This is a genomic window from Streptomyces sp. NPDC004610 (genome assembly GCF_040609715.1).
In the GTDB taxonomy this organism is placed as follows: domain Bacteria; phylum Actinomycetota; class Actinomycetes; order Streptomycetales; family Streptomycetaceae; genus Streptomyces.
In genome coordinates this window covers 280069-301118 of the sequence record NZ_JBEXLA010000006.1, presented here as the reverse complement: position 1 = coordinate 301118, position 21050 = coordinate 280069, and the positions used below count along the sequence as shown (strand labels likewise).

General features: G+C 70.1%; 17 protein-coding genes, 1 tRNA gene and 2 pseudogenes. 10 read left to right on the top strand and 10 right to left on the bottom strand.

Translation table 11 applies throughout. From position 1 onward, the window contains the following. Positions 1–1010: 1010 nt before the first annotated feature. The 5 genes from ABZX40_RS09360 to ABZX40_RS09340 all read left to right on the top strand — a co-directional run bounded on the left by ABZX40_RS09360 (position 1011) and on the right by ABZX40_RS09340 (position 6692). Complete coding sequence (locus tag ABZX40_RS09360; protein WP_355736855.1) at positions 1011–2225, top strand: branched-chain amino acid ABC transporter substrate-binding protein; 1215 nt, start codon at positions 1011–1013, stop codon at positions 2223–2225. Positions 2226–2341: 116 nt separating this feature from the next. Beyond that, entirely contained in the window at positions 2342–3271 is a 930-nt protein-coding gene (locus ABZX40_RS09355; RefSeq protein ID WP_355736803.1) for a branched-chain amino acid ABC transporter permease, read from the top strand. 5 nt (positions 3272–3276) lie between these two features. Next, positions 3277–5094, top strand: a complete 1818-nt coding sequence (locus tag ABZX40_RS09350; protein ID WP_355736800.1) for a branched-chain amino acid ABC transporter permease — start codon at positions 3277–3279, stop codon at positions 5092–5094. A gap of 6 nt (positions 5095–5100) precedes the next feature. Next, entirely contained in the window at positions 5101–5979 is an 879-nt protein-coding gene (locus ABZX40_RS09345) for an ABC transporter ATP-binding protein (protein ID WP_355736797.1), read from the top strand. After that, positions 5976–6692: an ABC transporter ATP-binding protein gene (locus ABZX40_RS09340; protein ID WP_355736794.1), complete on the top strand. Its 717-nt coding sequence runs from the start codon at positions 5976–5978 to the stop codon at positions 6690–6692. The genes ABZX40_RS09345 and ABZX40_RS09340 overlap by 4 nt, the downstream gene beginning before the upstream one ends. A gap of 331 nt (positions 6693–7023) precedes the next feature. Here ABZX40_RS09340 and ABZX40_RS09335 read toward each other — a convergent pair whose 3' ends face one another. Next, positions 7024–7689 carry a response regulator gene (locus tag ABZX40_RS09335; RefSeq protein ID WP_355736792.1) on the bottom strand — a complete coding sequence of 222 codons (666 nt, stop codon included), beginning with the start codon at positions 7687–7689 and terminating at the stop codon, positions 7024–7026. A 103-nt stretch (positions 7690–7792) separates the two neighbouring features. Between ABZX40_RS09335 and ABZX40_RS09330 the strand changes: the two genes are divergently transcribed. From ABZX40_RS09330 to ABZX40_RS09320, 3 genes are all read left to right on the top strand, one after another. Then, a tRNA-Leu gene (locus tag ABZX40_RS09330) sits at positions 7793–7866 on the top strand. A 337-nt stretch (positions 7867–8203) separates the two neighbouring features. After that, on the top strand, positions 8204–8653 hold the full coding sequence (locus ABZX40_RS09325; protein WP_355736790.1) for a hypothetical protein: 450 nt from the start codon (positions 8204–8206) through the stop codon (positions 8651–8653). A gap of 5 nt (positions 8654–8658) precedes the next feature. Continuing rightward, positions 8659–9561, top strand: coding sequence for a hypothetical protein (locus tag ABZX40_RS09320; RefSeq protein ID WP_355736787.1), 903 nt, complete (start codon positions 8659–8661; stop codon positions 9559–9561). Between the two features lie 90 nt (positions 9562–9651). Here ABZX40_RS09320 and pyk read toward each other — a convergent pair whose 3' ends face one another. Together pyk and ABZX40_RS09310 are read right to left on the bottom strand one after the other, a co-directional pair. Next, entirely contained in the window at positions 9652–11082 is a 1431-nt protein-coding gene (gene pyk, locus ABZX40_RS09315; protein ID WP_355736784.1) for a pyruvate kinase, read from the bottom strand. A gap of 202 nt (positions 11083–11284) precedes the next feature. After that, positions 11285–11974 carry an SIMPL domain-containing protein gene (locus tag ABZX40_RS09310; protein ID WP_355736782.1) on the bottom strand — a complete coding sequence of 230 codons (690 nt, stop codon included), beginning with the start codon at positions 11972–11974 and terminating at the stop codon, positions 11285–11287. A 131-nt stretch (positions 11975–12105) separates the two neighbouring features. Here ABZX40_RS09310 and ABZX40_RS09305 point away from each other — a divergent pair. After that, positions 12106–12406 (top strand): annotated as a pseudogene (locus tag ABZX40_RS09305) (bifunctional metallophosphatase/5'-nucleotidase); the annotation flags it as partial. A 283-nt stretch (positions 12407–12689) separates the two neighbouring features. Here ABZX40_RS09305 and ABZX40_RS09300 read toward each other — a convergent pair. The 5 genes from ABZX40_RS09300 to ABZX40_RS09280 all read right to left on the bottom strand — a co-directional run bounded on the left by ABZX40_RS09300 (position 12690) and on the right by ABZX40_RS09280 (position 18924). After that, complete coding sequence (locus tag ABZX40_RS09300; RefSeq protein ID WP_355736779.1) at positions 12690–14153, bottom strand: SidA/IucD/PvdA family monooxygenase; 1464 nt, start codon at positions 14151–14153, stop codon at positions 12690–12692. Between the two features lie 417 nt (positions 14154–14570). Beyond that, positions 14571–17075 carry an aminopeptidase N gene (gene pepN / locus ABZX40_RS09295; RefSeq protein ID WP_355736777.1) on the bottom strand — a complete coding sequence of 835 codons (2505 nt, stop codon included), beginning with the start codon at positions 17073–17075 and terminating at the stop codon, positions 14571–14573. Between the two features lie 102 nt (positions 17076–17177). After that, the gene (locus tag ABZX40_RS09290; RefSeq protein WP_355736774.1) at positions 17178–17690 is read right to left on the bottom strand and encodes a response regulator; all 513 of its coding nucleotides are present in this window, start codon (positions 17688–17690) and stop codon (positions 17178–17180) included. Positions 17691–17851: 161 nt separating this feature from the next. After that, a complete protein-coding gene (locus ABZX40_RS09285) occupies positions 17852–18202 on the bottom strand; it encodes a chorismate mutase (RefSeq protein ID WP_355736772.1) in 351 nt (116 codons plus the stop codon). A gap of 203 nt (positions 18203–18405) precedes the next feature. Beyond that, positions 18406–18924 (bottom strand): GNAT family N-acetyltransferase, encoded by a 519-nt coding sequence (locus ABZX40_RS09280; RefSeq protein ID WP_355736769.1) that lies wholly within the window; start codon positions 18922–18924, stop codon positions 18406–18408. Between the two features lie 96 nt (positions 18925–19020). Between ABZX40_RS09280 and ABZX40_RS09275 the strand changes: the two genes are divergently transcribed. Further along, the gene (locus ABZX40_RS09275) at positions 19021–19917 is read left to right on the top strand and encodes a hypothetical protein (RefSeq protein WP_355736767.1); all 897 of its coding nucleotides are present in this window, start codon (positions 19021–19023) and stop codon (positions 19915–19917) included. Between the two features lie 8 nt (positions 19918–19925). Here the strand turns inward: ABZX40_RS09275 and ABZX40_RS09270 are convergent. Both ABZX40_RS09270 and ABZX40_RS09265 read right to left on the bottom strand, forming a co-directional pair. Then, a pseudogene (locus ABZX40_RS09270) lies at positions 19926–20051 on the bottom strand (SDR family NAD(P)-dependent oxidoreductase); the annotation flags it as partial. 36 nt (positions 20052–20087) lie between these two features. Further along, entirely contained in the window at positions 20088–20813 is a 726-nt protein-coding gene (locus ABZX40_RS09265) for a VWA domain-containing protein (protein ID WP_355736765.1), read from the bottom strand. Positions 20814–21050 lie beyond the last annotated feature (237 nt).

Below are 21050 nucleotides of genomic sequence, written 5' to 3'. Positions count from 1 at the left end.
GGGCCGACGTCCTCTTCGCCATGCTCCGAGACGGCACCTACTACGATCCCCAACCTGCCCCATCACCTTGACCAAACCCATAGGGGCACCCCCCCCGAGCGGCACAAGGCACTCGCCGCTCCCGCCCGCACACCTCCCGGCCCGCCGACGCCGCCGCCCCCACCCCCACCCCCGCCGGTTCACGGAAGCCCGGTAACGGGCCGCGGCGCCTCACCCTTTCGGCCACCCATCGCGGCAAGCCCTCCCCCGCACCGACCCGTTGAGCCCCTCGCCCACGCGACGACGGCCCGGTGCGGCTCCACCCCAGCCCAGCCCACCCCCGGCCCACCCCCAGCCCGCACCGCTGCCCTACCGCCCCCACTCCGCCCCGCCCCGCGCACCCGACCGCGCAGTACCGCTCGCCCCGCGCCCGGCCGGATGCCGAGACGGCGGTCCCATTTCGAGGCATCCGGCCCGATCCCGCCCGGCCGTGAAACCGAGGGCGCTATTCCGCACATCACTGAATAACCCTCGCAAGATCACCATCACACCGAAGGTGATCGATTACGGAAAAGTGCCGCGGAACCCTGGACTCCCTTTCCATACGGGTAACGCTATGTAATCCGCACGCAATACAGGCGGACCCATTCGCCCCCGCGTGCGCCCTATGCGCGGGCCCTCCCGAGCCCTCTTCAAGTAGCCCTCGGCAACAACTTCATGACATCACCAAATCACCGGAACACTCCTGATGACAGGCGCCTGATCCTGCAAGTCTCACCATGTGGACTGGGCGAATCGGCTGGAATTCCACGGTTCCGCCCGGCGAGTACCGCTCTGCATTACGTCGTGTCATAACAAGAGCGTCACAGCCTTCGTCAGACCCTCCTCCCGGTTCCCCGCACGCGCTTAGAGTCACCGCCAGTCACCGCGCCTTCGGATTCGAAGACATTTCGACCCGGCGCTCGACTCGGCGCGTTCCAACCAGGAACCGCCGTGCCAGGGAAAGGACCTGATTCGTGCGTCAACGTTCGATCCTCGCCATCACCGCGGCACTCGCCGCGGGCTCGCTGACACTCACCGCCTGTGGGTCGCGTGACGACAGCGCCAGCAGCGACAGCGGCGACAAGACCCAGGTTGTCATCGGCGTAGACGCCCCGCTGACCGGTGATCTGTCCGCGCTCGGTCTCGGCATCCGCAACTCCGCCGAGCTGGCCGTGAAGACGGCCAACAAGGACGAGTACGTCGAAGGCGTCGAGTTCGTGCTGGAGCCCCTGGACGACCAGGCCCAGCCCTCGGTCGGCCAGCAGAACGCCCAGAAGTTCATCAGCAACGCGGATGTCGTGGGTGTCGTAGGCCCGCTGAACTCCAGCGTTTCGCAGCAGATGCAGAAGCCGTTCAACGACGCCGGGCTCACCCAGGTCTCGCCCGCCAACACCGGCACCGAGCTGACCCAGGGCGACGGCTGGAAGACCGGCGACTCCGTGCGCCAGTTCAAGACCTTCTTCCGCACCGCCACCACGGACGAGATCCAGGGCGCCTTCGCCGCGGACTACCTCTACAACCAGGCGAAGATCCAGAAGGTCTATCTGATCGACGACCAGAAGACCTACGGCGCCGGCCTCGCCGCCTCCTTCAAGACGAACTTCACCAAGCTCGGCGGCGAGATCGTCGGCGAGGACCACGTCAACCCCGAGGACCGCGACTTCAACTCGGTCGTCGCCAAGGTCGACGGCACCGGCGCCCAGGCCCTCTACTACGGCGGCGAGTACCCGGCCGCCGCGCCCCTGAGCCAGCAGCTCAAGGACAGCGGCCAGAACATCCCCCTCATGGGCGGCGACGGCATCGTCTCGGGCGACTACGGGGAGCTGAACAAGAAGGCCGCGGGCGACCTCGGCACCTCCGTCGGCAAGCCGGTCGAGCAGCTCGACTCCGCGAAGCAGTTCATCGCGGACTACGAGGCCGAGAGCTACGAGGACCCGTACGAGGTCTACGGCGGCCTCACCTACGACGCCGCCTGGTCGATCATCGAGGCCGTCAAGCTGGCCGTCGAGGGCAATGACGGCCAGCTCCCGGACGACGCGCGCAAGGCCGTCCTGGACGCCATGAGCAAGGTCAAGTTCGACGGCGTCACCGGCACCATCTCCTTCGACGAGTTCGGTGACACCACCAACACCACCATGACCGCCTACAAGATCGAGAACAACGCGTGGGCGCCGGCGTACAGCGGCACCCCGTCGCTGGGCTGACCGAGGGACGAGGAACAACGGTTCTCCATCACGCACATTGACCCAGGCCGCGCGGGAGCGCCCACCAGTGCTCCCGCGCGGCGCCGTATCCGAATCACCCCTACGGAGGCCCTGCGGTGAACGAACTGCCGCAACAGCTGGCCAATGGACTCATCCTCGGCGCGATGTACGGTCTCATCGCGATCGGCTACACGATGGTCTACGGCATTGTCCAGCTCATCAACTTCGCCCACGGCGAGATCTTCATGGTCGGGGGCTTCGGGGCTCTCACCGTATGGCTCGTGCTCCCCGACGGCTTCGCGCTGGGCGCCGCCGTCCCGCTCATGATCGTCGGCGGCATCCTCGTCTCGGTCTCCGTGGCGACCGCGGCGGAACGCTTCGCCTACCGACCACTGCGCGGAGCACCACGGCTGGCCCCCCTGATCACCGCGATCGGCCTCTCCATCGTGCTCCAGCAGATGGTGTGGATGTGGTACCCGGACGCCAAGAAGGACCACCCCTTCCCCCAGTTCGAGGGCGGCGCCATCGACATACTGGGCGCCAACATCCAGCGCGGTGATCTCTTCGTACTGATCGCCGCGCCGCTGTGCATGACCGCCCTCGGTCTCTTCGTCACCAAGACCCGCTCCGGTCGCGGTATGCAGGCCACCGCCCAGGACCCCGACACCGCCAAGCTGATGGGCGTCAACACCGACCGCATCATCGTGATGGCGTTCGCGATCGGTGCGGCGTTCGCCGCCATCGCGGCGGTCGCCTACGGCCTGAAGAACGGCCAGGTCGGCTTCCGGATGGGCTTCCTCATGGGCCTCAAGGCGTTCACCGCGGCCGTCCTCGGCGGCATCGGCAACATCTACGGCGCCATGCTCGGCGGCATCGTCCTCGGCGTCGCCGAAGCCCTGGCCACCGGCTACATCGGTGACATCCCCGGTATGGACCTCTTCGGCGGCGGTGCCTGGAAGGACGTCTGGGCCTTCAGCCTGCTCATCCTCGTTCTGCTGTTCCGGCCACAGGGTCTGCTCGGCGAACGCGTAGCGGATCGGGCGTGATACCCATGACCTCCCAGACCCTCACCGACTCCGCCAAGGCACCGGACACCCGGCCGGCCCCCTTGATCCCGCTTCCCACGTCCGTGGCCCGGATCGTCACCCTGGCCGGCTCCGCCGTCGCCCTGGTCGGCACCTTCCTGGCCTGGACCTGGACCGACGAGTTCCCCGGTGACCTCACCGTCACCGGCTACCCCGGCGGTCTCCAGATCCTGACCCTGGTGGGCTCCCTGCTGAGCCTGCTCTTCGCGCTCTCCGGCCAGGGCGTGCGCGGGCTGCGCTGGCTCACCCCCGGCGGCAGCAGCAGCCCCGTCCTGCTGATGACCCTCGGCGTCCTCGGCACCACCGGCTACACCATGGGCGCCATCACCCAGGAACTCGGCGGCCTGGTCAATCTCGAACCCGGCGCCTGGATATCCGGGATCGGCGCGCTGATCGCCGTCATCGGCGCCCTCGGGCTCCCCGCCGACCAGCCCCACGCCACCGGCGCGCCCGCTCCCGGCCTCTGGGACCGGATCCCGCACGCCTTCACCGCCCCCGACCCGGGCCGCGCCAAGGAACTCCCCGCCTGGACCGAGATCCTGATCATCGCCGCGGGCTTCGGCGCCGGGCTCTACGTCTTCGCCTTCGGTATCGGCACCGAGTACTCCGAGCTGTTCATCGGCTTCCTCATCATCGCCGCCTTCGGCTTCACCGCGGTGAATCGCGCCGGGCTCCTCAAGCGGCTCTCGGCGCTCACCGCCAAGCACCGCAATGTGACCCTCGGCGCGGCGTTCGCCGCCGCGATCTGCTTTCCGTTCACCCAGAGCAACGACCAGTACGCGCTGATCGGCGCCAACATCCTGATCTTCGCCACGGTCGCCCTGGGCCTGAACGTCGTCGTCGGCCTGGCCGGGCTCCTCGACCTCGGCTACGTCGCCTTCCTCGGTGTCGGCGCCTATGCCGCGGCCCTGGTCTCCGGCTCCCCGGCGTCCACCCTCGGGGTGCAGTTCCCGTTCTGGGCCGCGGTGCTCACCGGCGCCGCCGCCTCGCTGATCTTCGGTGTGGTGATCGGCGCCCCCACGCTGCGGCTGCGGGGCGACTATCTCGCCATCGTGACCCTCGGGTTCGGTGAGATCTTCCGCATCACCATGAACAACCTGAACGGCAACAGCGGCCCCGATGTCACCAACGGCTCGAACGGCATCCCGCAGATCCCCGACCTGGAGGTCTTCGGGTTCAACTTCGGGGTCCCGCACAATGTGCTCGGCCACGAACTGACCCGGTCGGCCAACTACTACCTGCTCATGCTGCTGTTCACGGCCATCGTCGTGATGGTGTTCCGGCGCTCCGCCGAATCCCGGATCGGCCGCGCCTGGGTCGCCATCCGCGAGGACGAGACCGCCGCCACCGCGATGGGCATCAACGGCTTCCGGCTCAAGCTGCTCGCCTTCGCGCTCGGTGCCGCCCTCGCCGGACTGGCCGGCACCGTCCAGGCGCATGTCTCCTACAGCGTGACGCCCGAGCAGTACCAGTTCGCCGGTTCCGTGCCGCCCAACTCGGCCTTCCTGCTCGCCGCCGTCATCCTCGGCGGCATGGGCACCATCAGCGGCCCGTTGATCGGTGCCGCGCTGCTCTACCTCATCCCGGCCAAACTCCAGTTCATGGCCGAGTACCAGTTGCTGCTGTTCGGCTTCGCGCTGATGCTGCTGATGCGCTTCCGGCCCGAGGGCCTGATCGCCGACCGCAGAAAGCAACTGGAGTTCCACGAGACCGGACAGCTCGACGTGCCCGAGGGCACCGCTCTGCCCGACGGTGCGACCGGCGTCGCCAAGGCAGGGGCGTGAGGCGAAATGACCACGACCACACCGACCACACCGACCACCACGACCACCGTGCTCGACGCGAGCGGCGTCACCATGCGCTTCGGCGGACTCACCGCCGTACGCGATGTCGACCTCCAGGTCAACAGCGGAGAGATCGTCGGACTGATCGGTCCCAACGGCGCGGGGAAGACCACGTTCTTCAACTGCCTCACCGGTCTGTACGTCCCGACCAGCGGCACCGTCACCTACAAGGGCCGGGTCCTGCCGCCCAAACCGCATCTGGTCACCCAGGCCGGTATCGCGCGCACCTTCCAGAACATCCGGCTCTTCGCCAATATGACCGTCCTGGAGAACGTGCTCGTCGGTCGGCACACCCGGACCAATGAGGGTCTCTGGTCCGCGCTGCTGCGCCTGCCGCGGTTCCACCGGGCGGAGAAGGAGTCCCGCGCCCGCGCCATGGAACTGCTGACCTTCACCGGCCTGGCCGCCAAGGCCGACCATCTCGCGCGCAACCTGCCGTACGGCGAGCAGCGCAAGCTCGAAATCGCCCGCGCTCTCGCCAGCGATCCAGGGCTCCTCCTGCTGGACGAGCCGACGGCCGGTATGAACCCGCAGGAGACCCGGGCCACCGAGGAACTCGTCTTCGCCATCCGGGACAAGGGCACCGCCGTGCTCGTCATCGAGCACGACATCCGGTTCATCATGAACCTCAGCGACCGGGTGGCCGTGCTGGTTCAGGGGGAGAAGCTCGTCGAGGGCAGCGCCGAAGTGGTCCAGGCCGACGAACGCGTCATCGCCGCCTATCTCGGAACCCCCTTCGAGGGGGCGCCCGGCGGCGAGGAAGTCGCCGAGGTCGAGGCCGCCGAGGCGCACAGCGCCACGCAGTCGGAAGGGGACGAGAAGTGACCGCACTGCTGGAGGTCGAGGACCTCAGGGTCGCCTACGGCAAGATCGAGGCGGTCAAGGGCATCTCGTTCAAGGTCGAGGCCGGCGAGGTCGTCACCCTCATCGGCACCAACGGCGCCGGCAAGACCACGACGCTGCGCACCCTCTCGGGGCTGCTCCAGCCGCTCGGCGGACAGATCAAGTTCGACGGCCGGACGCTGAACAAGATCCCCGCGCACAAGATCGTGTCCCTGGGGCTCGCCCACTCACCCGAGGGGCGGCACATCTTCCCCCGGATGACGATCGAGGACAATCTCCGGCTCGGCGCCTTCCTGCGCAATGACAAGGAAGGCATCGAGAAGGACATCCAGCGCGCCTACGATCTCTTCCCCATCCTCGGCGAACGGCACAAGCAGGCCGCCGGCACCCTCTCCGGCGGTGAGCAGCAGATGCTGGCGATGGGCCGGGCGCTGATGTCCCAGCCCAAGCTGCTGATGCTGGACGAGCCGTCCATGGGGCTGTCGCCGATCATGATGCAGAAGATCATGGCGACGATCCAGGAGCTGAAGTCGCAGGGCACCACGATCCTGCTGATCGAGCAGAACGCCCAGGCGGCCCTGTCACTGGCCGATCACGGCCATGTCATGGAGGTCGGGAAGATCGTCCTGTCCGGCAGCGGCCAGGATCTGCTGCACGACGAGTCGGTCAGAAAGGCGTACCTCGGCGAGGACTGAACCGGGGGCACACCGACACATCCGAGGCCCGCGTCCCCTGTGAGGGGGCGCGGGCCTCGGTGCGGTCGGCTGTGGGGGCGGCTGTGGGGGCGGGGACGGGCGGGGGTTCCTGGGGGAGCCGGGACCCTGGAGGGGCTCAGGGGTCCGGGGACCCCGGAAGGGCTCAGGGGGTCCACGGAAGGGCATCGGGGGCGGCCCCCTGAGAGAGACCGGGAGCGCGTCCGCCGAAGGTCACCGGGAGCGCGTTGGCCGCAGGTCACCGGGAGCGCCTCGCAGAAGGACACGGGGCGTCGCTCACGGAAGAACACCGGGCGCGCCCGCGGACGGACGGTCAGTCCTTCTCCCCCTTGGCCGCCTTCTTCTCCGCCGCGTCCTCGATGACGGCCTCGGCGACCTGCTGCATGGACATCCGGCGGTCCATGGAGGTCTTCTGGATCCAGCGGAAGGCGGCGGGCTCGCTCAGCCCGTACTCGGTCTGGAGAATGGACTTGGCCCGGTCCACCAGCTTCCGCGTCTCCAGCCGCTGCGCGAGGTCGGCGACCTCCTTCTCCAGCTCCCTCAGCTGCGTGTACCGCGAGACGGCCATCTCGATGGCCGGGACGACATCGCTCTTGCTGAACGGCTTGACCAGATAGGCCATGGCCCCGGCGTCCCGCGCGCGCTCGACCAGGTCCCGCTGCGAGAACGCGGTCAGCATCAGCACGGGGGCGATGGACTCCTCCGCGATCCTCTCGGCCGCCGAGATGCCGTCGAGCCGGGGCATCTTCACATCGAGGATCACCAGATCGGGCCGCAGCTCACGAGCCAGCTCCACCGCCTGCTCCCCGTCCCCGGCCTCGCCGACGACCGAGTAGCCCTCCTCCTCCAGCATCTCTTTGAGGTCCAGCCGGATCAGGGCCTCGTCCTCGGCGATGACGACACGGGTCGTCAGCGGAGGCACGTGCGACTTGTCGTCGTCGGGCGCGTCTACGGGCTGGGGCGACTCGGGGGCGGTCACGGGGGCTCCTCGTTCAGGGGCAGGGGTACTGCTCCCCCAGAGCCTACCCAGCTCCTGTATGTTTGGGTGACCGAGGGGCTACACTTACCTTCGGTTCAAAGAAGCTCCGGTAGTCCAATCGGCAGAGACGATGGTCTCAAACACCATTCAGTGTGGGTTCGAGTCCCACCCGGAGCACCTTGCCTTCCTTTCAAAGGAATCCTCCGAAGTCCCGGCCTGAGTGCCGGTCGCCGAATCCACAGCGCGTCGATGACGCCCGGGATCCCCGTCGCATTTCCGCGCCCTTCGGCGTCCGACTGAATCTCTCGTTCCATTTTCCGGCAGTGAGAAATCCTGGCCCACATCGCGACATTTCATGATGTCTCAATCGCCGTGCGGTAACGCCCGAAGACCGGCTCGCCCCACCGGAAACTCAATTCCCCTACGGTGCGGAAGTTGTTACGATCCTTCAGTTCGAACGGCGGCGCGAATCCGCGCCGTGACATCCGTGACTGTCACTCACAGGAGCTCTGTCATGCAATTGCGCCGCAAGATCGCCACTCTGGGAATCACCGCCGCCGCCACCGCCGGCTTCACGCTCGGAATGGCCCCGCAGTCCCAGGCCGCCCCGACGCTCGTCTGCCCGGACCACGAGACGTACTGCATGACGTTCTACTACAACAGCGGCCTCGCCGGCTCGCGCACGACATTCGTCGGATTCGACCACTACAGCCTGAACGGGTACACCTTCCTCGGCAGCGGTGCCGGAAAGGGCCAGGCGGTGAAGAACAACGCCGCTTCGGCCGTCAACCTGGCCCCGTACAACCTGGTCATCTACTTCAACAGCAACCTCGCCGGCGCGTGCGACTCCCTGCCGCCCTTCCGCAGCACCAACGACGGACCGGGCCAGCGCCTCCAGAACACGTACAACGACAACGCGTCCTTCGGCTACGGCCGCTACGACGGCAACTGCTACAAGTTCTGACCCCTGTGCGACGCCTGGCACCTCTCTGCCTGGCCCTGGCCGTCGCCCTGCTCGGCTGCTCCTCCGGGAGCGGACCGGAGGAGCGGGGCGGAGGCCCGGCCGGGACCACGGACCCCTCCGGCACGGCCGCCGAACGGCATGTCTCGTACACCCAGCGGCTGCCCATCGCCCGCTACAGCTACACGGCGGACGAGGACGCCGCAATCGAGAACGCCCAGCACATCCTGACGCAGCGCTGTATGCGCACCTTCGGGATCGACTACGCGCCGCCGGGGCGGGAACCGACGGCGCCCGCTCCCGCCGACCGTCGCTACGGACTGTCCAGCGCGAGCGAGGCCGAGCGCCTGGGCTACCACCCCGACTCCGGCCCGCTGCCGACCGGCCCGGACCTCCCGGAAGACGCGCTCAAGGTGTTCTACGGAAACCGCGGCGCGGAAATCGGAAGCGGCGGGAAAATCATGTACGAGGGGAAAGAGATTCCCGAGAACGGCTGCTTCGGCCAGGCGATGGACACGCTTGCGGACGAGTACGACGACCCTGCCGGGGCCGCCGTCGCCCGCCATATCTCCACCAGCAGCTACGACGAATCCCGCAGCGACCCCGCGGTGACGGCAGCATTCCGGAAATGGTCCGCATGCATGCGGAATGCTGGATTCGAGTACGACTCCCCCATGGACCCGCTGAACAGCCCCGCATTCCAGGGGGAGGAAATCTCCGCCGAGGAGAAGCAGACCGCTGTCACCGATGTGGAATGCAAAGAGAAGACGGGCTTGCTCGACATCTGGTTCAAGGCCGAGACGGAGATCCAGAACGCGGGCATAAAGAAGGATTCCAAGGCGCTGGAGAAGCTGCGCACAGCGCACCGGGAAAAGGTGGACGCGGCCCGGCGCATCATCGAGGAAGGCTAGTTCCTCGTCCCTTCGGCCGGGTGTGAGAGAGGGACCGCCGGTGCACCGGCGGTCCCTCTCCTCCGTTGGCCCCGGCCACTGATCAGCCCCTCAGCCGCTCGACTCCCCGATGTGGTGCACCCGCACCAGGTTCGTCGTCCCGGAAACCCCCGGAGGGGAACCTGCGGTGATGACGACCGTGTCGCCGGGGGCGCAGCGGGCGTAGCGGGTGAGGAGTTCGTCGACCTGGTCGACCATCGCGTCGGTGGAGTCGACGTGGGGGCCGAGGAAGGTTTCGATGCCCCAGGTGAGGCTGAGCTGGGAGCGGGTGGCGGGGTCGGGGGTGAAGGCGAGGAGGGGGATCGGGGAGCGGTAGCGGGAGAGGCGGCGGGCGGTGTCGCCGGACTGGGTGAAGGCGACGAGGAACCTGGCGCCGAGGAAGTCGCCCATCTCGGCGGCGGCGCGGGCGACGGCGCCGCCCTGGGTGCGGGGTTTGTTGTGCTCGGTGAGGGGCGGGAGCCCCTTGGCGAGGAGGTCCTCCTCGGCCGCTTCGACGATCTTGGCCATCGTGCGGACGGTTTCGATGGGGTATTTGCCGACGCTGGTCTCGCCGGAGAGCATGACCGCGTCGGTGCCGTCGATGACGGCGTTGGCGACATCGCTGGCCTCGGCGCGGGTGGGGCGGGAGTTGTCGATCATCGAGTCGAGCATCTGGGTGGCGACGATGACCGGTTTGGCGTTGCGCCGGGCGAGTTTGATGGCGCGCTTCTGGACGATGGGGACCTGTTCGAGCGGCATTTCGACGCCGAGGTCGCCGCGGGCGACCATGATGCCGTCGAAGGCGGCGACGATGTCGTCGATGGCGTCGACGGCCTGGGGCTTCTCGACCTTGGCGATGAGGGGGAGCCGGCGGCCCTCCTCGGCCATGATGCGGTGGACGTCGTCGGCGTCGCGTCCGCTGCGGACGAAGGAGAGGGCGATGATGTCGAAGCCGGTGCGCAGCGCCCAGCGGAGGTCGGCCTCGTCCTTGTCGCTGAGGGCGGGGACGGAGACGGCGACGCCGGGGAGATTGAGGCCCTTGTGGTCGGAGACCATGCCGCCTTCGAGGACGGTGGTGTGGACGCGGGGGCCGTCGACGGCGGTGACTTCGAGGCAGACCTTGCCGTCGTCGACGAGGATGCGTTCGCCGGGGGTGACGTCGGTGGCGAGGCCGTGGTAGGTGGTGCCGCAGATGTCGCGGTCGCCCTGGACCTCGGGTTCGACGGTGATGGTGAAGGCGTCTCCGCGTTCAAGGAGTACGGGGCCTTCGGTGAAGCGGCCGAGGCGGATCTTCGGGCCCTGAAGGTCGGCGAGGAGACCGACGCTGCGGCCGGTCTCGTCGGCGGCCTTGCGGACGCGCCGGTAGCGTTCCTCGTGGTCGGCGTGGGTGCCGTGGCTGAGGTTGAAGCGGGCCACGTCCATTCCGGCTTCGACCAGCGCCTTGATCTGGTCGTACGAGTCGGTGGCGGGGCCCAGGGTGCAGACGATTTTCGCTCGGCGCATGTAACGAGCCTATTGCCTACCGGTGGGTAGAGAATTGGCCGGGCATGACTACTCAACAACCTTTGCATGAAGGGGTGTTGACAAGTATTGAATTGTGCGCCGGGGCGCTCCGATGAGCATTTCGGCGGGGTGTTCTGATCGCCTGGTTGCTTTGTGCGACGGCTCGCACACCTGATGGAGGGGCGGGGCTGGGCGGTGCGGGTCAGAGGGCCGGGGGGTTCATGGTGAAGCGGGCGTTGACGGTGGCGTACACCTGCTGGCGCTGGGGTTCGAGGTCGAGGGGGGCGGCGCCGGCGTCCTCGGCGGCGTAGGCCACGCTGCGCATCGAGCCGGGGGCCGGGGCGTAGGGGTGGGGGGCCTCGGCGCCGGTGTCGGCGAGTTCGACGAGGGCGGCGAGGGTGGTGCCGAGGGCCTCGGCGTATTCGCGGGCGCGCTGGACGGCTTCCTGGACGGCGCGGCGGCGGGCGTCGCGGTGGGCGGGTGAGTCGGGGCGCAGGGACCACCAGGGGCCGTCGACGCGGGTGAGGTCGAGGTCGGCGAGGCGGGTGGTGAGTTCGCCGAGGGCGGTGAAGTCGGTGAGTTCGGCGGTGAGGTGGACGGTGCCCTGGTAGGTGCGGACGCGTTCGCCGCGGCCCTTGGTGAGCTGGGGGGTGAGGGAGAGGGCGCCGGTCTCGACGCGTTCGACGGCGTCGCCGTAGGACTTGACGAGGTCGAGGACGGTGGCGTTGCGGCGGGTGAGGTCGTCGAGGGCGGTGCGGCGGTCGCGCCCGCGGGCGGTGACGGTGATGCCGATGCGGGCGATCTCGGGGTCGACTTCGAGGTGGGCCTCGCCGCGGACGGCGATGCGGGGGGCGTCGGGGGTGCCGTAGGGGACCGGGCCGGGTGAGGTCATGGGTCTCACTGTGTCAGTTCGGGTGGGGGGCGGGGATGCTCCGGGGCGTGGTCATCGGATCGCAATCGGCCGGCTCTGGTGCGGTTGGTCATGTCCGGGTCGGAATCTACGCGCGTCATGCGCCGTGCGTCATACGCGTCGCGCGATGGGCGCGGTGCCCGCGCGGGGCGCCACCCGGGAGCGGGAACATCTTCAACTGGGACTACCTCAAGGACGCGGAGTACTCCGATGCCCAGGGCAATGCCAAGGGCCCGGATCGCGACGCCGGTGGCGCAGGTCCGGGCGGAGAAGGGGCAGGCCAACACGCCGCTGCTGGACGCCGTCGACACGATCCAGGGCACACCGCTGACGTACTACTACGCGACGGTGGAGCCGATCACCGCCGAGGGCGGGCCGGTGCATCCGATGGCGCGGGCGATGAACGTCGTCGGGAGGGCGACCGAGACACTGACGACGGTCGAGGCCCGTCGTGTTCGCGGTGAACAATTGCCGGCCAACGGCGGCGGCGCCTTTCCGCATGTGGCGTCCGCGCCGGAGGTGGGTCGGAGTCGACGGAGATCCGGACCCGGATCGCGGAGTGGGTGACCGCGAAGGGGGTGCTGGATCCGGGGGACTTCGCGTCGGTGGACTGGCGGTTGACACGGAACGGCACACCGGTGTTCTGAGTGGTCGGTCCGGGGGTGTCTGTCGCGGGGTGCCGGTCAGATTCCGTCCGTCAGATTCCGTCCGTCAGCGGGGTGAGGGTGCGGGGGGTGCGGGCGGACGGGATCCGGGGCTGGTGCTGTTCGAGACCGAAGGTGGTGAAGGCGGTACGGCGGGGCAGGGGGTAGGCGTCCTTGCCGGTGAGGGCGTTGAGGATGGTGGCGCTGCGCCAGGCGGCGAGGCCGAGGTCGGGGGCGCCGACGCCATGGGTGTGGGTCTCGGCGTTCTGGACATGGACGGAGCCGGTGACGGACGGGTCCAGGACGAGCCGGTGGTCGGCGTCGACGCGGAGCCGGTCGCGGCTGTCGCGGCGCAGATAGGGGTCGAGTCCGGCGAGGATGCGGTCCAGGGGGCGTTCGCGGTAGCCGGTGGCGAGGACGACGGCGTCGGTGGTGAGCCGGGAGCGGGTGCCCTGCTGGAGGTGTTCGAGGTGCAGTTCGACCTTGGTGGTGGCGATCCGGCCCGCGGTGCGGACGCGGACGCCGGGGGTGAGGACGGCGTCGGGCCAGCCGCCGTGCAGGGTGCGGCGGTACAGCTCGTCGTGGATGGCGGCGAGGGTGTCGGCGCCGATGCCCTTGTGGAGCTGCCACTGGGTGGTGGTGAGCCGGTCGCGGACGGGTTCGGCGAGGGCGTGGAAGTAGCGGGTGTAGTCGGGGGTGAAGTGTTCGAGGCCGAGTTTGGAGTACTCCATGGGCGCGAACGCCTCGGTGCGGCCCAGCCAGTGGAGTTGCTCGCGGCCGGCGGGGCGGTGGCGGAGCAGGTCGAGGAAGACCTCGGCGCCGGACTGGCCCGAGCCGATGACGGTGACATGTCCGGCGGTGAGCAGGGCCTCGCGGTGGTCGAGATAGTCGGCGGCGTGCAGGACGGGGACGCCGGGGGCGTCGACCAGGGGGCGCAGCGGGTCGGGGACATGGGGTTCGGTGCCGATGCCGAGGACGATGGAGCGGGTGTAGGTGCGGCCGAGGGCCTCGGCCTCGCCGTCGGCGTCGAGCTGGGTGTGGTCGACCTCGAAGACATCGCGTTCGGGGTTCCAGCGGACGGCGTCGATCTGGTGGCCGAAGCGCAGTCCGGGGAGGTTCTCGGCGACCCAGCGGCAGTAGGCGTCGTACTCGGCGCGCTGGATGTGAAAGCGCTCGGCGAAGTAGAAGGGGTAGAGGCGGTCGCGGGCGCGGAGGTAGTTGAGGAAGGTCCAGGGGCTGGCGGGGTCGGCGAGGGTGACCAGGTCGGCGAGGAAGGGGACCTGGAGGGTGGTGCCGTCGATCAGCAGGCCGGGGTGCCAGTGGAAGGCGGGGCGCTGCTCGTAGAAGACGGCGTCCAGCTCCGCGAGGGGGTGGGCGAGGGCGGCGAGGGAGAGGTTGAAGGGGCCGATGCCGATGCCCACGAGGTCGCGGGGGGTGGTGGGGTCGGGGGGTGGGGGTGAGGAAGGGGAAGGGGAGGGGCAAGGGGTGGGGGTGGTGTGGGGGTGTGCAGGGGGCATGCGGGGGTGTGTCCTTCTACCGGGTTCGAGTGAGGGGTTGCCGGGCCGCCGGGTTGCCGGGGCTGGGGGCATCGGCGGGGCCCGGGAGCTTCGTCGGCCTGGGCGGGGCCGGTCCGCGGGGAGGTGGGCGCGGCGGGGCGGCGCGGGTGGCGCCGGGCGCGTGGAAGTGGGGCGGGAGGGAGGCGCGCGGCGACCGGCTCACGGCGTATGCGGCACCCGGGGCGCGTCCGGCGCCGAGGGCGTCCGGGGCCGGGGGCGGGGTGCGCATGGGGACCTCCGGGCGGGCAGCGGGGCTCCAGCTTGAGGGGGCTGTGCGCTGCCGCGCCCGGAAAACGCGGGATCGGACCCGAAAGGGGGTACCGGGGAGGGGGTGGGGTGGGAGTGGGGTAGCGGGGTCGGGCGGCCGGTCCCCCGGCGTCAGCGGGGTGCGGTGGGTGTCGACTCCCGTACGCGCAGGGCCCGCTCCAGGTCGTCGAGCTGGTCGGCGAGTTTGCGGCGCAGGGCCGGGGTGAGGTCGGCGGACTCCAGGCAGGCGCGGCCGAGTCGCAGGTTCTCGGGGTCGACGGCGGGGCCGGGGAAGGCCCAGCGGCCGGCGGCGTCGGCGATGGCGGGGCCGCGCCGGGCGGCGAGGGCGACGGCGTCCTCGTAGAAGCGGGGGACGTACGCGGCGACCAGGTCGGCCTGTTCGGGCTGCCAGAAGCCCTGGGCGGTGGCGGTGAAGAGGTAGTTGGAGAGGTCGTCGGCGCTGAACAGGGCGGACCAGGCGGCGGCCTTGGCCTCCGGGTCTGGCAGGGCGGCGCGGCAGCGGGCGGCGCCTTCCTGGCCGGTGGCGCTGGGGTCGCGGTCGAGTTCGGCGGCGATGGCCGTCTCGTCGGTGGCGCCGAGGACGGCGAGGCGGGCGAGGATGCGCCAGCGCAGCTCGGGGTCCAGCTCGGGCCCGCCGGGGACGCTGCCGTCGGCGAGCCAGGCGGCGAGGGGGTCGGGGCGGGTGGCGACGTCGATGAAGTGGCGTACGGCGATCAGGCGCAGGCCGGGGTGGGAGCCGTCCTCGGTGCGGCGGATGAGGTCGCGGCACAGGGCGCCCAGGGTGGCGAGGGCGCCGGGGCGGGCGTCGGGGGCGAGATAGCGGCCGGCGATCTGGGTGGCGGCGAAGGCGAGGACGCCCTGGACGAGGGCGAGGTCGGTCTCGCGGGGGAGGTGGGTGCGGGCGGTGTCCAGATAGGTGGTGGGCGCCAGTTCGCCGTCGCGGACGGCGTCCCTGAGGGCGTTCCACACCACCGCGCGGGTGAGCGGCCGGGGCAGACCGGAGAGGCGTTCGCGGACCGTGGTGAAGGACTCGGGGTCGAAGCGGACCTTGGCGTAGCTGAGGTCGCCGTCGTTGAGCAGGAGCAGCGCGGGGCGTTTGCCGATGGGTTCGGGTGCGGTCTGCGGGAGGTCGAGGTCGCGGCGGTCGCGGAGCACGAGGCGGCCCTCGTCGTCGGCGGGGTCGATGTCGTAGAGGCCGACGGCGATGCGGTGGGGGCGGGAGCCGGTGCGGTCGACGGTGAGGGTGCAGATGCCGTTGTCGCCGCGGGTGACGCGGGGGACGAGGGTGTCGACGCCGGTGGTGCGGAGCCAGGCGTCGGCCCAGGCGTGGACATCGCGGTCGGTGGTGTGGGCGAGGGAGTCGATGAAGTCGGCGAGGGTGGCGTTGGCGAACTTGTGCCGGGCGAAGTGGGTGTTGATACCGGCGAGGAAGTCCTTCTCGCCTAGCCAGGCGACGAGCTGGCGCAGGGCGGAGGCGCCCTTGGCGTAGGAGATGCCGTCGAAGTTGAGCAGCGCGGAGGCGGTGTCGGGGACGGCTTCGGGGGCCACGGGGTGGGTGGAGGGGCGCTGGTCGGCGTCGTAGCCCCAGCCCTTGCGGACGACGCCGAAGTCGGTCCAGGTGTCGGTGAAGCGGGTGGCCTCGACGAGGGTCTGGTAGCCCATGTACTCGGCGAAGGACTCGTTCAGCCAGATGTCGTCCCACCACTTGAGGGTGACCAGGTCGCCGAACCACATGTGGGCCATCTCGTGGGCGATGACCATGGCGCGGGTCTGCCGCTCGGTGTCGGTGACGGCGGAGCGGTAGACGAACTCGTCACGGAAGGTGACCAGGCCGGGGTTCTCCATGGCACCGGCGTTGAACTCGGGGACGAACGCCTGGTCGTAGGAGTCGAAGGGGTAGGGCTCCTCGAACTTCTCGTGGTAGCGGTCGAAGCACTGGCGGGTGATCTCCAGCAGTTCGTCGGCGTCGGTGTCGAGGTAGGGGCCGAGCGAGCGGCGGCAGTGGATGCCGAAGGGCAGGCCGCGGTGCTCGGTGCGGACCGAGTGCCAGGGGCCTGCGGCGACGGCGACGAGGTAGGTGGAGACGGGCGGGGTGGCGGCGGCCCGCCAGCGGCCGTCGTCCTGCCGCTCGGTGATGCCGTTGGCGAGGACGGTCCAGCCTTCGGGGGCGGTCACGGTCAGCTCGACGACGGCTTTGAGGTCGGGCTGGTCGAAGGCGGCGAAGACGCGCTGGACGTCGTCCAGGAAGAGCTGGGTGTAGACGTAGGTCTCGTCGTCGCTGGGGTCGGTGAAGCGGTGCATGCCCTCGCCGGTGCGGGAGTAGCGCATGGCGGCGTCGATGCGCAGTTCGTGCTCCCCGGCGGTGAGGTGCTTCAGGGGCAGGCGGTTGCCGTCGAGGGTCTCCGGGTCGAGGGGGTGTCCGTCGAGGGTCGCGGACCGCAGCTGTGCGGGCTTCAGCTCGACGAAGGTGTCCGCGTCCGTGCGGGCGCTGAAATGGATCACGGTACGGGAGTCGAAGGTCTCGTCCCCGGTGGTCAGATCGAGGTCGATCGCGTACCGCTGGACGTCGAGGAGCGTTGCACGGGTCTGCGCTTCGTCGCGCGTGAGAACGGACATGCGTGCCATGCTGCCCGATGGCACTGACATCGCACAGGGGCGGCCCGGTTCGTGCCCGGATCGCGACCTGCGCCCCGGCTTCCCGGGTGGTGCGGGCGGAGTTCAGGCGGAGGTGGCCCGCGGGATCTCGCGGGGCGCGGGGACGCGGCCGGGGCGGGAGCGGTCGTGCGGTCCGTTCGGGCGGGGGCGTGCGGCGCGCAGTTCGCGTATCTCGCGCTTCAGCGCGCGGTGGCGTTCGTGGGCGTCGTAGAGGTAGCGGACCTTGGTGCGCAGGGCCCAGGGGTCGATGGGTTTGACGAGGAGGTCGGCGACGCCGAGGTCGTAGGCGGCGGCGGTGAGTTCCTGGTCGGGGTCGAGGCCGGTGAGCAGGATGACCGGGATGTGCTGGGTCTGTTCCGGTCCGCGCAGATAGCGCACGACGTCCAGGCCGTCGGCGCCGGGGGTGCGGATGTCGAGCAGCAGGAGCCCGATGCCGCCGCGCAGGAGCTGTTTGAGCGCTTCGTCGCCGCTGGTGGCCCGGACGAGCGGGCGGTCGAGCGGGGCGAGCGCGCTCTCCAGTGCGTACAGCGTGTCGTTGTGGTCGTCGACGATGAGGATGCTGGCTTCCGACTCCATGGCCGGACCTCCCCTCCAACCTGGACCCCCACCTTATGCGCCCTCAGCCTACGGGGAGTGCTCGTTCCTTGACGAGGAGTGCTCGATGAGAGAAACGCCTCGCCCGGCCGCGTCGCGCTCCCCGGGGCCCGCCGAACGGGTCGGCGGGCCGTCGTACGAGGTCAGCGGGGCTGGTCGGGCTGGGCGGCGACGGTGTCCTCGGCGATCCGCTCATGGTGGCGGATCACCTCGGCGATGATGAAATTGAGGAACTTCTCAGCGAATGCCGGGTCGAGTTTGGCGTTCCCGGCGAGCGCTCTGAGCCGCTCGATCTGCCGGGCCTCGCGCTCCGGATCGGCCGGGGGCAACTGGTGGATGGCCTTGAGATGGCCCACCTGCTGGGTGGCCTTGAAGCGTTCGGCGAGCATATGGACGACCGCCGCGTCGATGTTGTCGATGCTGTCGCGCAGCCGGGCGAGTTCCTCGCGCACGGCGGGGTCGACGTCTCCGGTACCGGTGTTGCTGGTGGTCATGACCGCACACCCTACGTGTCGGGGGCGGCGCGGGGGTGGGGCGGCGGGGGATCGTCCCAGGGAGCGGACAGGGGATGTCTCAGGATGGGGGGTCGGGGGGTGTGGGTTGGGGGGTGTGGGGTGGCCGGATCGGGCCGGTCGGTGACAACCGGAGGATTCCGTACCGGGCTCCTGGGGCCCCGGTACGGAATCCTCCGGTGCCCTCAGCCTCCCCCGGCCTCCCCGGTCTCCCCGGCACCCCCGGTCCCGATGGCCCCGCTGGCCCCGATGGTCTTGTGGAAGTACACGTCCTGGTGCCCGCCCGGTACGCCGTCGACCCGGCCGCGCTCCCGGAAGCCGAGCGCCGGGTAGAAGTCGGGGGCCTGGAAGGTGTACGTGGAGACGGTGAGGTCGGTGCAGCCGCGCCGTACGGCCTCCGCCTCGGCGGCCCGCATCAGCCGGCTCCCCCAGCCCTCGTGGCGGCGGTCCTCGCGCACCCAGAGCATCTCCACGGCGCACAGTCCGCCCCACACCCATCCGGTGAGGCCGCCGATGCGCTCGCCGCCGGGGCCGGTGAGGGCGACGGAGAAGTCCTCGGGCGGGGGGACGGCGGCGGCCCGGTCGTTGAACGCGGTCAGCTCGTCGTCCAGCCACCGCTGGAGGTCCTCGTCGGGGCCGCCGACGCGCAGGACGGGGGCGCCTGAGGACCCGGGAGGCCGCTCTCGGGGGGTATCGGTGGTCACCGGGCCGACCGTAGCCCCGGGGGCCGCCCACGGGCATCCGGTTTTCGCCGCCGTACAGTGGAATCGGGTGGTTCACGGCGTCTTGGGGGTACGGGCGTGGCGAACGGCGGACCGGTCGAGCACGGCTACCCGCATCTGGAGACGGTGCGGGCGGCCGTCACCGCGCTCTACAGGAGGCTGTCGTACGACACGATCCAGACGTTCTCGACCAGTGTGGTTCCGGCCGATGTGGCGTTCGCCGACACGGACGATCTGTATCTGGGCGCCCAGCGCGTGGCGCGTGAGATCGTGCGGCACTACCGGCTGCCGGACGCCCGGCTGATCGTCGCGTTCCGGACGATGCGGCACGCGGCGAACATCGAACTGACGGCCGGTCCGGAGTACTTCGTGGAGCTGAACGACCGGTTCCGGACGCATCGGCGGGACATCGGGGCGGCGCTGGCGCACGAGGCGATGCATGTGTATCTGCACCGCCTGGGGCTGGCGTTCCCGGGGACGCGGGACAACGAGATCCTCACGGACACGGCGGCGGCCTATCTGGGCGCGGGCTGGCTGCTGCTGGACGCCTACCGGGAGGACGCGGCGTCCTCGCAGAAGCTCGGCTATCTGACGCCCGAGGAGTTCGGGTACGTGCTGGCCAAACGGGCGCTGGTGTTCGGTGAGGATCCCTCGCCCTGGTTCACCAGCCCGCAGGCGTACACGGCGTACAGCAAGGGCATGGCCCGCGCCCGCAGGGACGGGGAGCAGCCACCGCTGACGGCGGCGGGCTGGGTGGGACGGCGACGCTACGCGCGCGACCGGCGGCACGCCCAGGGGCACGCCCCGGCGACGGCGGACGGGCCCGGGGTGCCGTACGCCTTCTCGGGCGGGCCGGAGCCACTGCGGGTGTCGTTCCCGTGCCCGACCTGCCATCAGCGCATCCGAGTGCCGGTGAAGGGGCGGGTACGGGCACGGTGCGCGCTGTGCAGGACGGTGCTGGAGTGCGACACGTAGATGGGGGGACGCTCGGTCATCCGGGTCCGCGCGGCGGGTGCGACGGCATTGAGCTGGACGCCGTAGCGGGCGAGTTCGGCGGCGGCGACGAGGGTGAGGGCGACGACGCCGGCCTTGGCGGCGCTGTCGTCGCCCGGGGGGCCGAACCCCCTCAGCTCCCTCCGAACGCCCTAAGGCCGAACGATCCCCCGCGCCCGCGCCGCCACCAGCCACCTCGGGAACTCTCCGAGCAGCCGGTCGTACAGTTCCTCGTCGCTCACCTTCAGCGGGTCGATGCCCGCGGGGAAGAACCCCGCGTTGTCCACCACCCGCAGCCCGGGGACGGCGAGTTCGTCGAGGCGGCGCAGGAAGTCGAACTGCCGGTTCTCCGGATCGCCGAAGCCGATGAACTGCCAGAACATCGGCAGCCGCGCCGCCCGGCACAGATGGCGTTCGGTGGCGAACCGGTTGCTGGGGCCGCCGTCGGTCTGGAAGACCACCAGCGCGGGGTCCCGCGAGCCGCTGTCGAGATAGTGGTCGATGACCTCGTCGAGGGCCAGGTGGTAGTTGGTCCTGCCCATGTGCCCCAGCCCGGAGACGATCCGCTCGACCCGTTCCCGGTCGTCGCCGAGGGTGATCTCGGTGACGGCGTCGATACCGGTGGAGAAGAACACCAAGGGCACCCGGCCGTTGTCGTCCAGGTGCGCCGACAGACCGAGCACCCGGTCGGCGAGCGCCTGCACCGTGCCGTCCTTGTAGTACGGCCGCATGGAGCCGGAGTAGTCGAGTACCAGGTAGACGGCCGCCCGGTGGCCCTCCAGGCCGTGCCGTTCCAGCGCCGAACCGGCGCTCTTGTAGAGACTGACCAGGGCCGGAGCCGTCTCCTCGAACTTGCGCAGACTGATCGCCGCCGTCATACCGCCCCGCCCCTCGTACCGCTCCCCTGAAGGCGCCGAGCGTACGCCCCCGCGCACGCCGCCACACCGTGTTCGGCTCACCCCGCCCGGCGGGGATCCCCCCTCAGGAAAAGAAGAGGCGGCGCCTGCCCATGGTCCGGTCGGGGACTGTGGCAGACGCCGTCTGCGGGTGGTCGGGGGGACATCCCTGGAGCGTCCCAGGAATGTCCCCCGGACATCCCCGCCCGTACGCCGTTG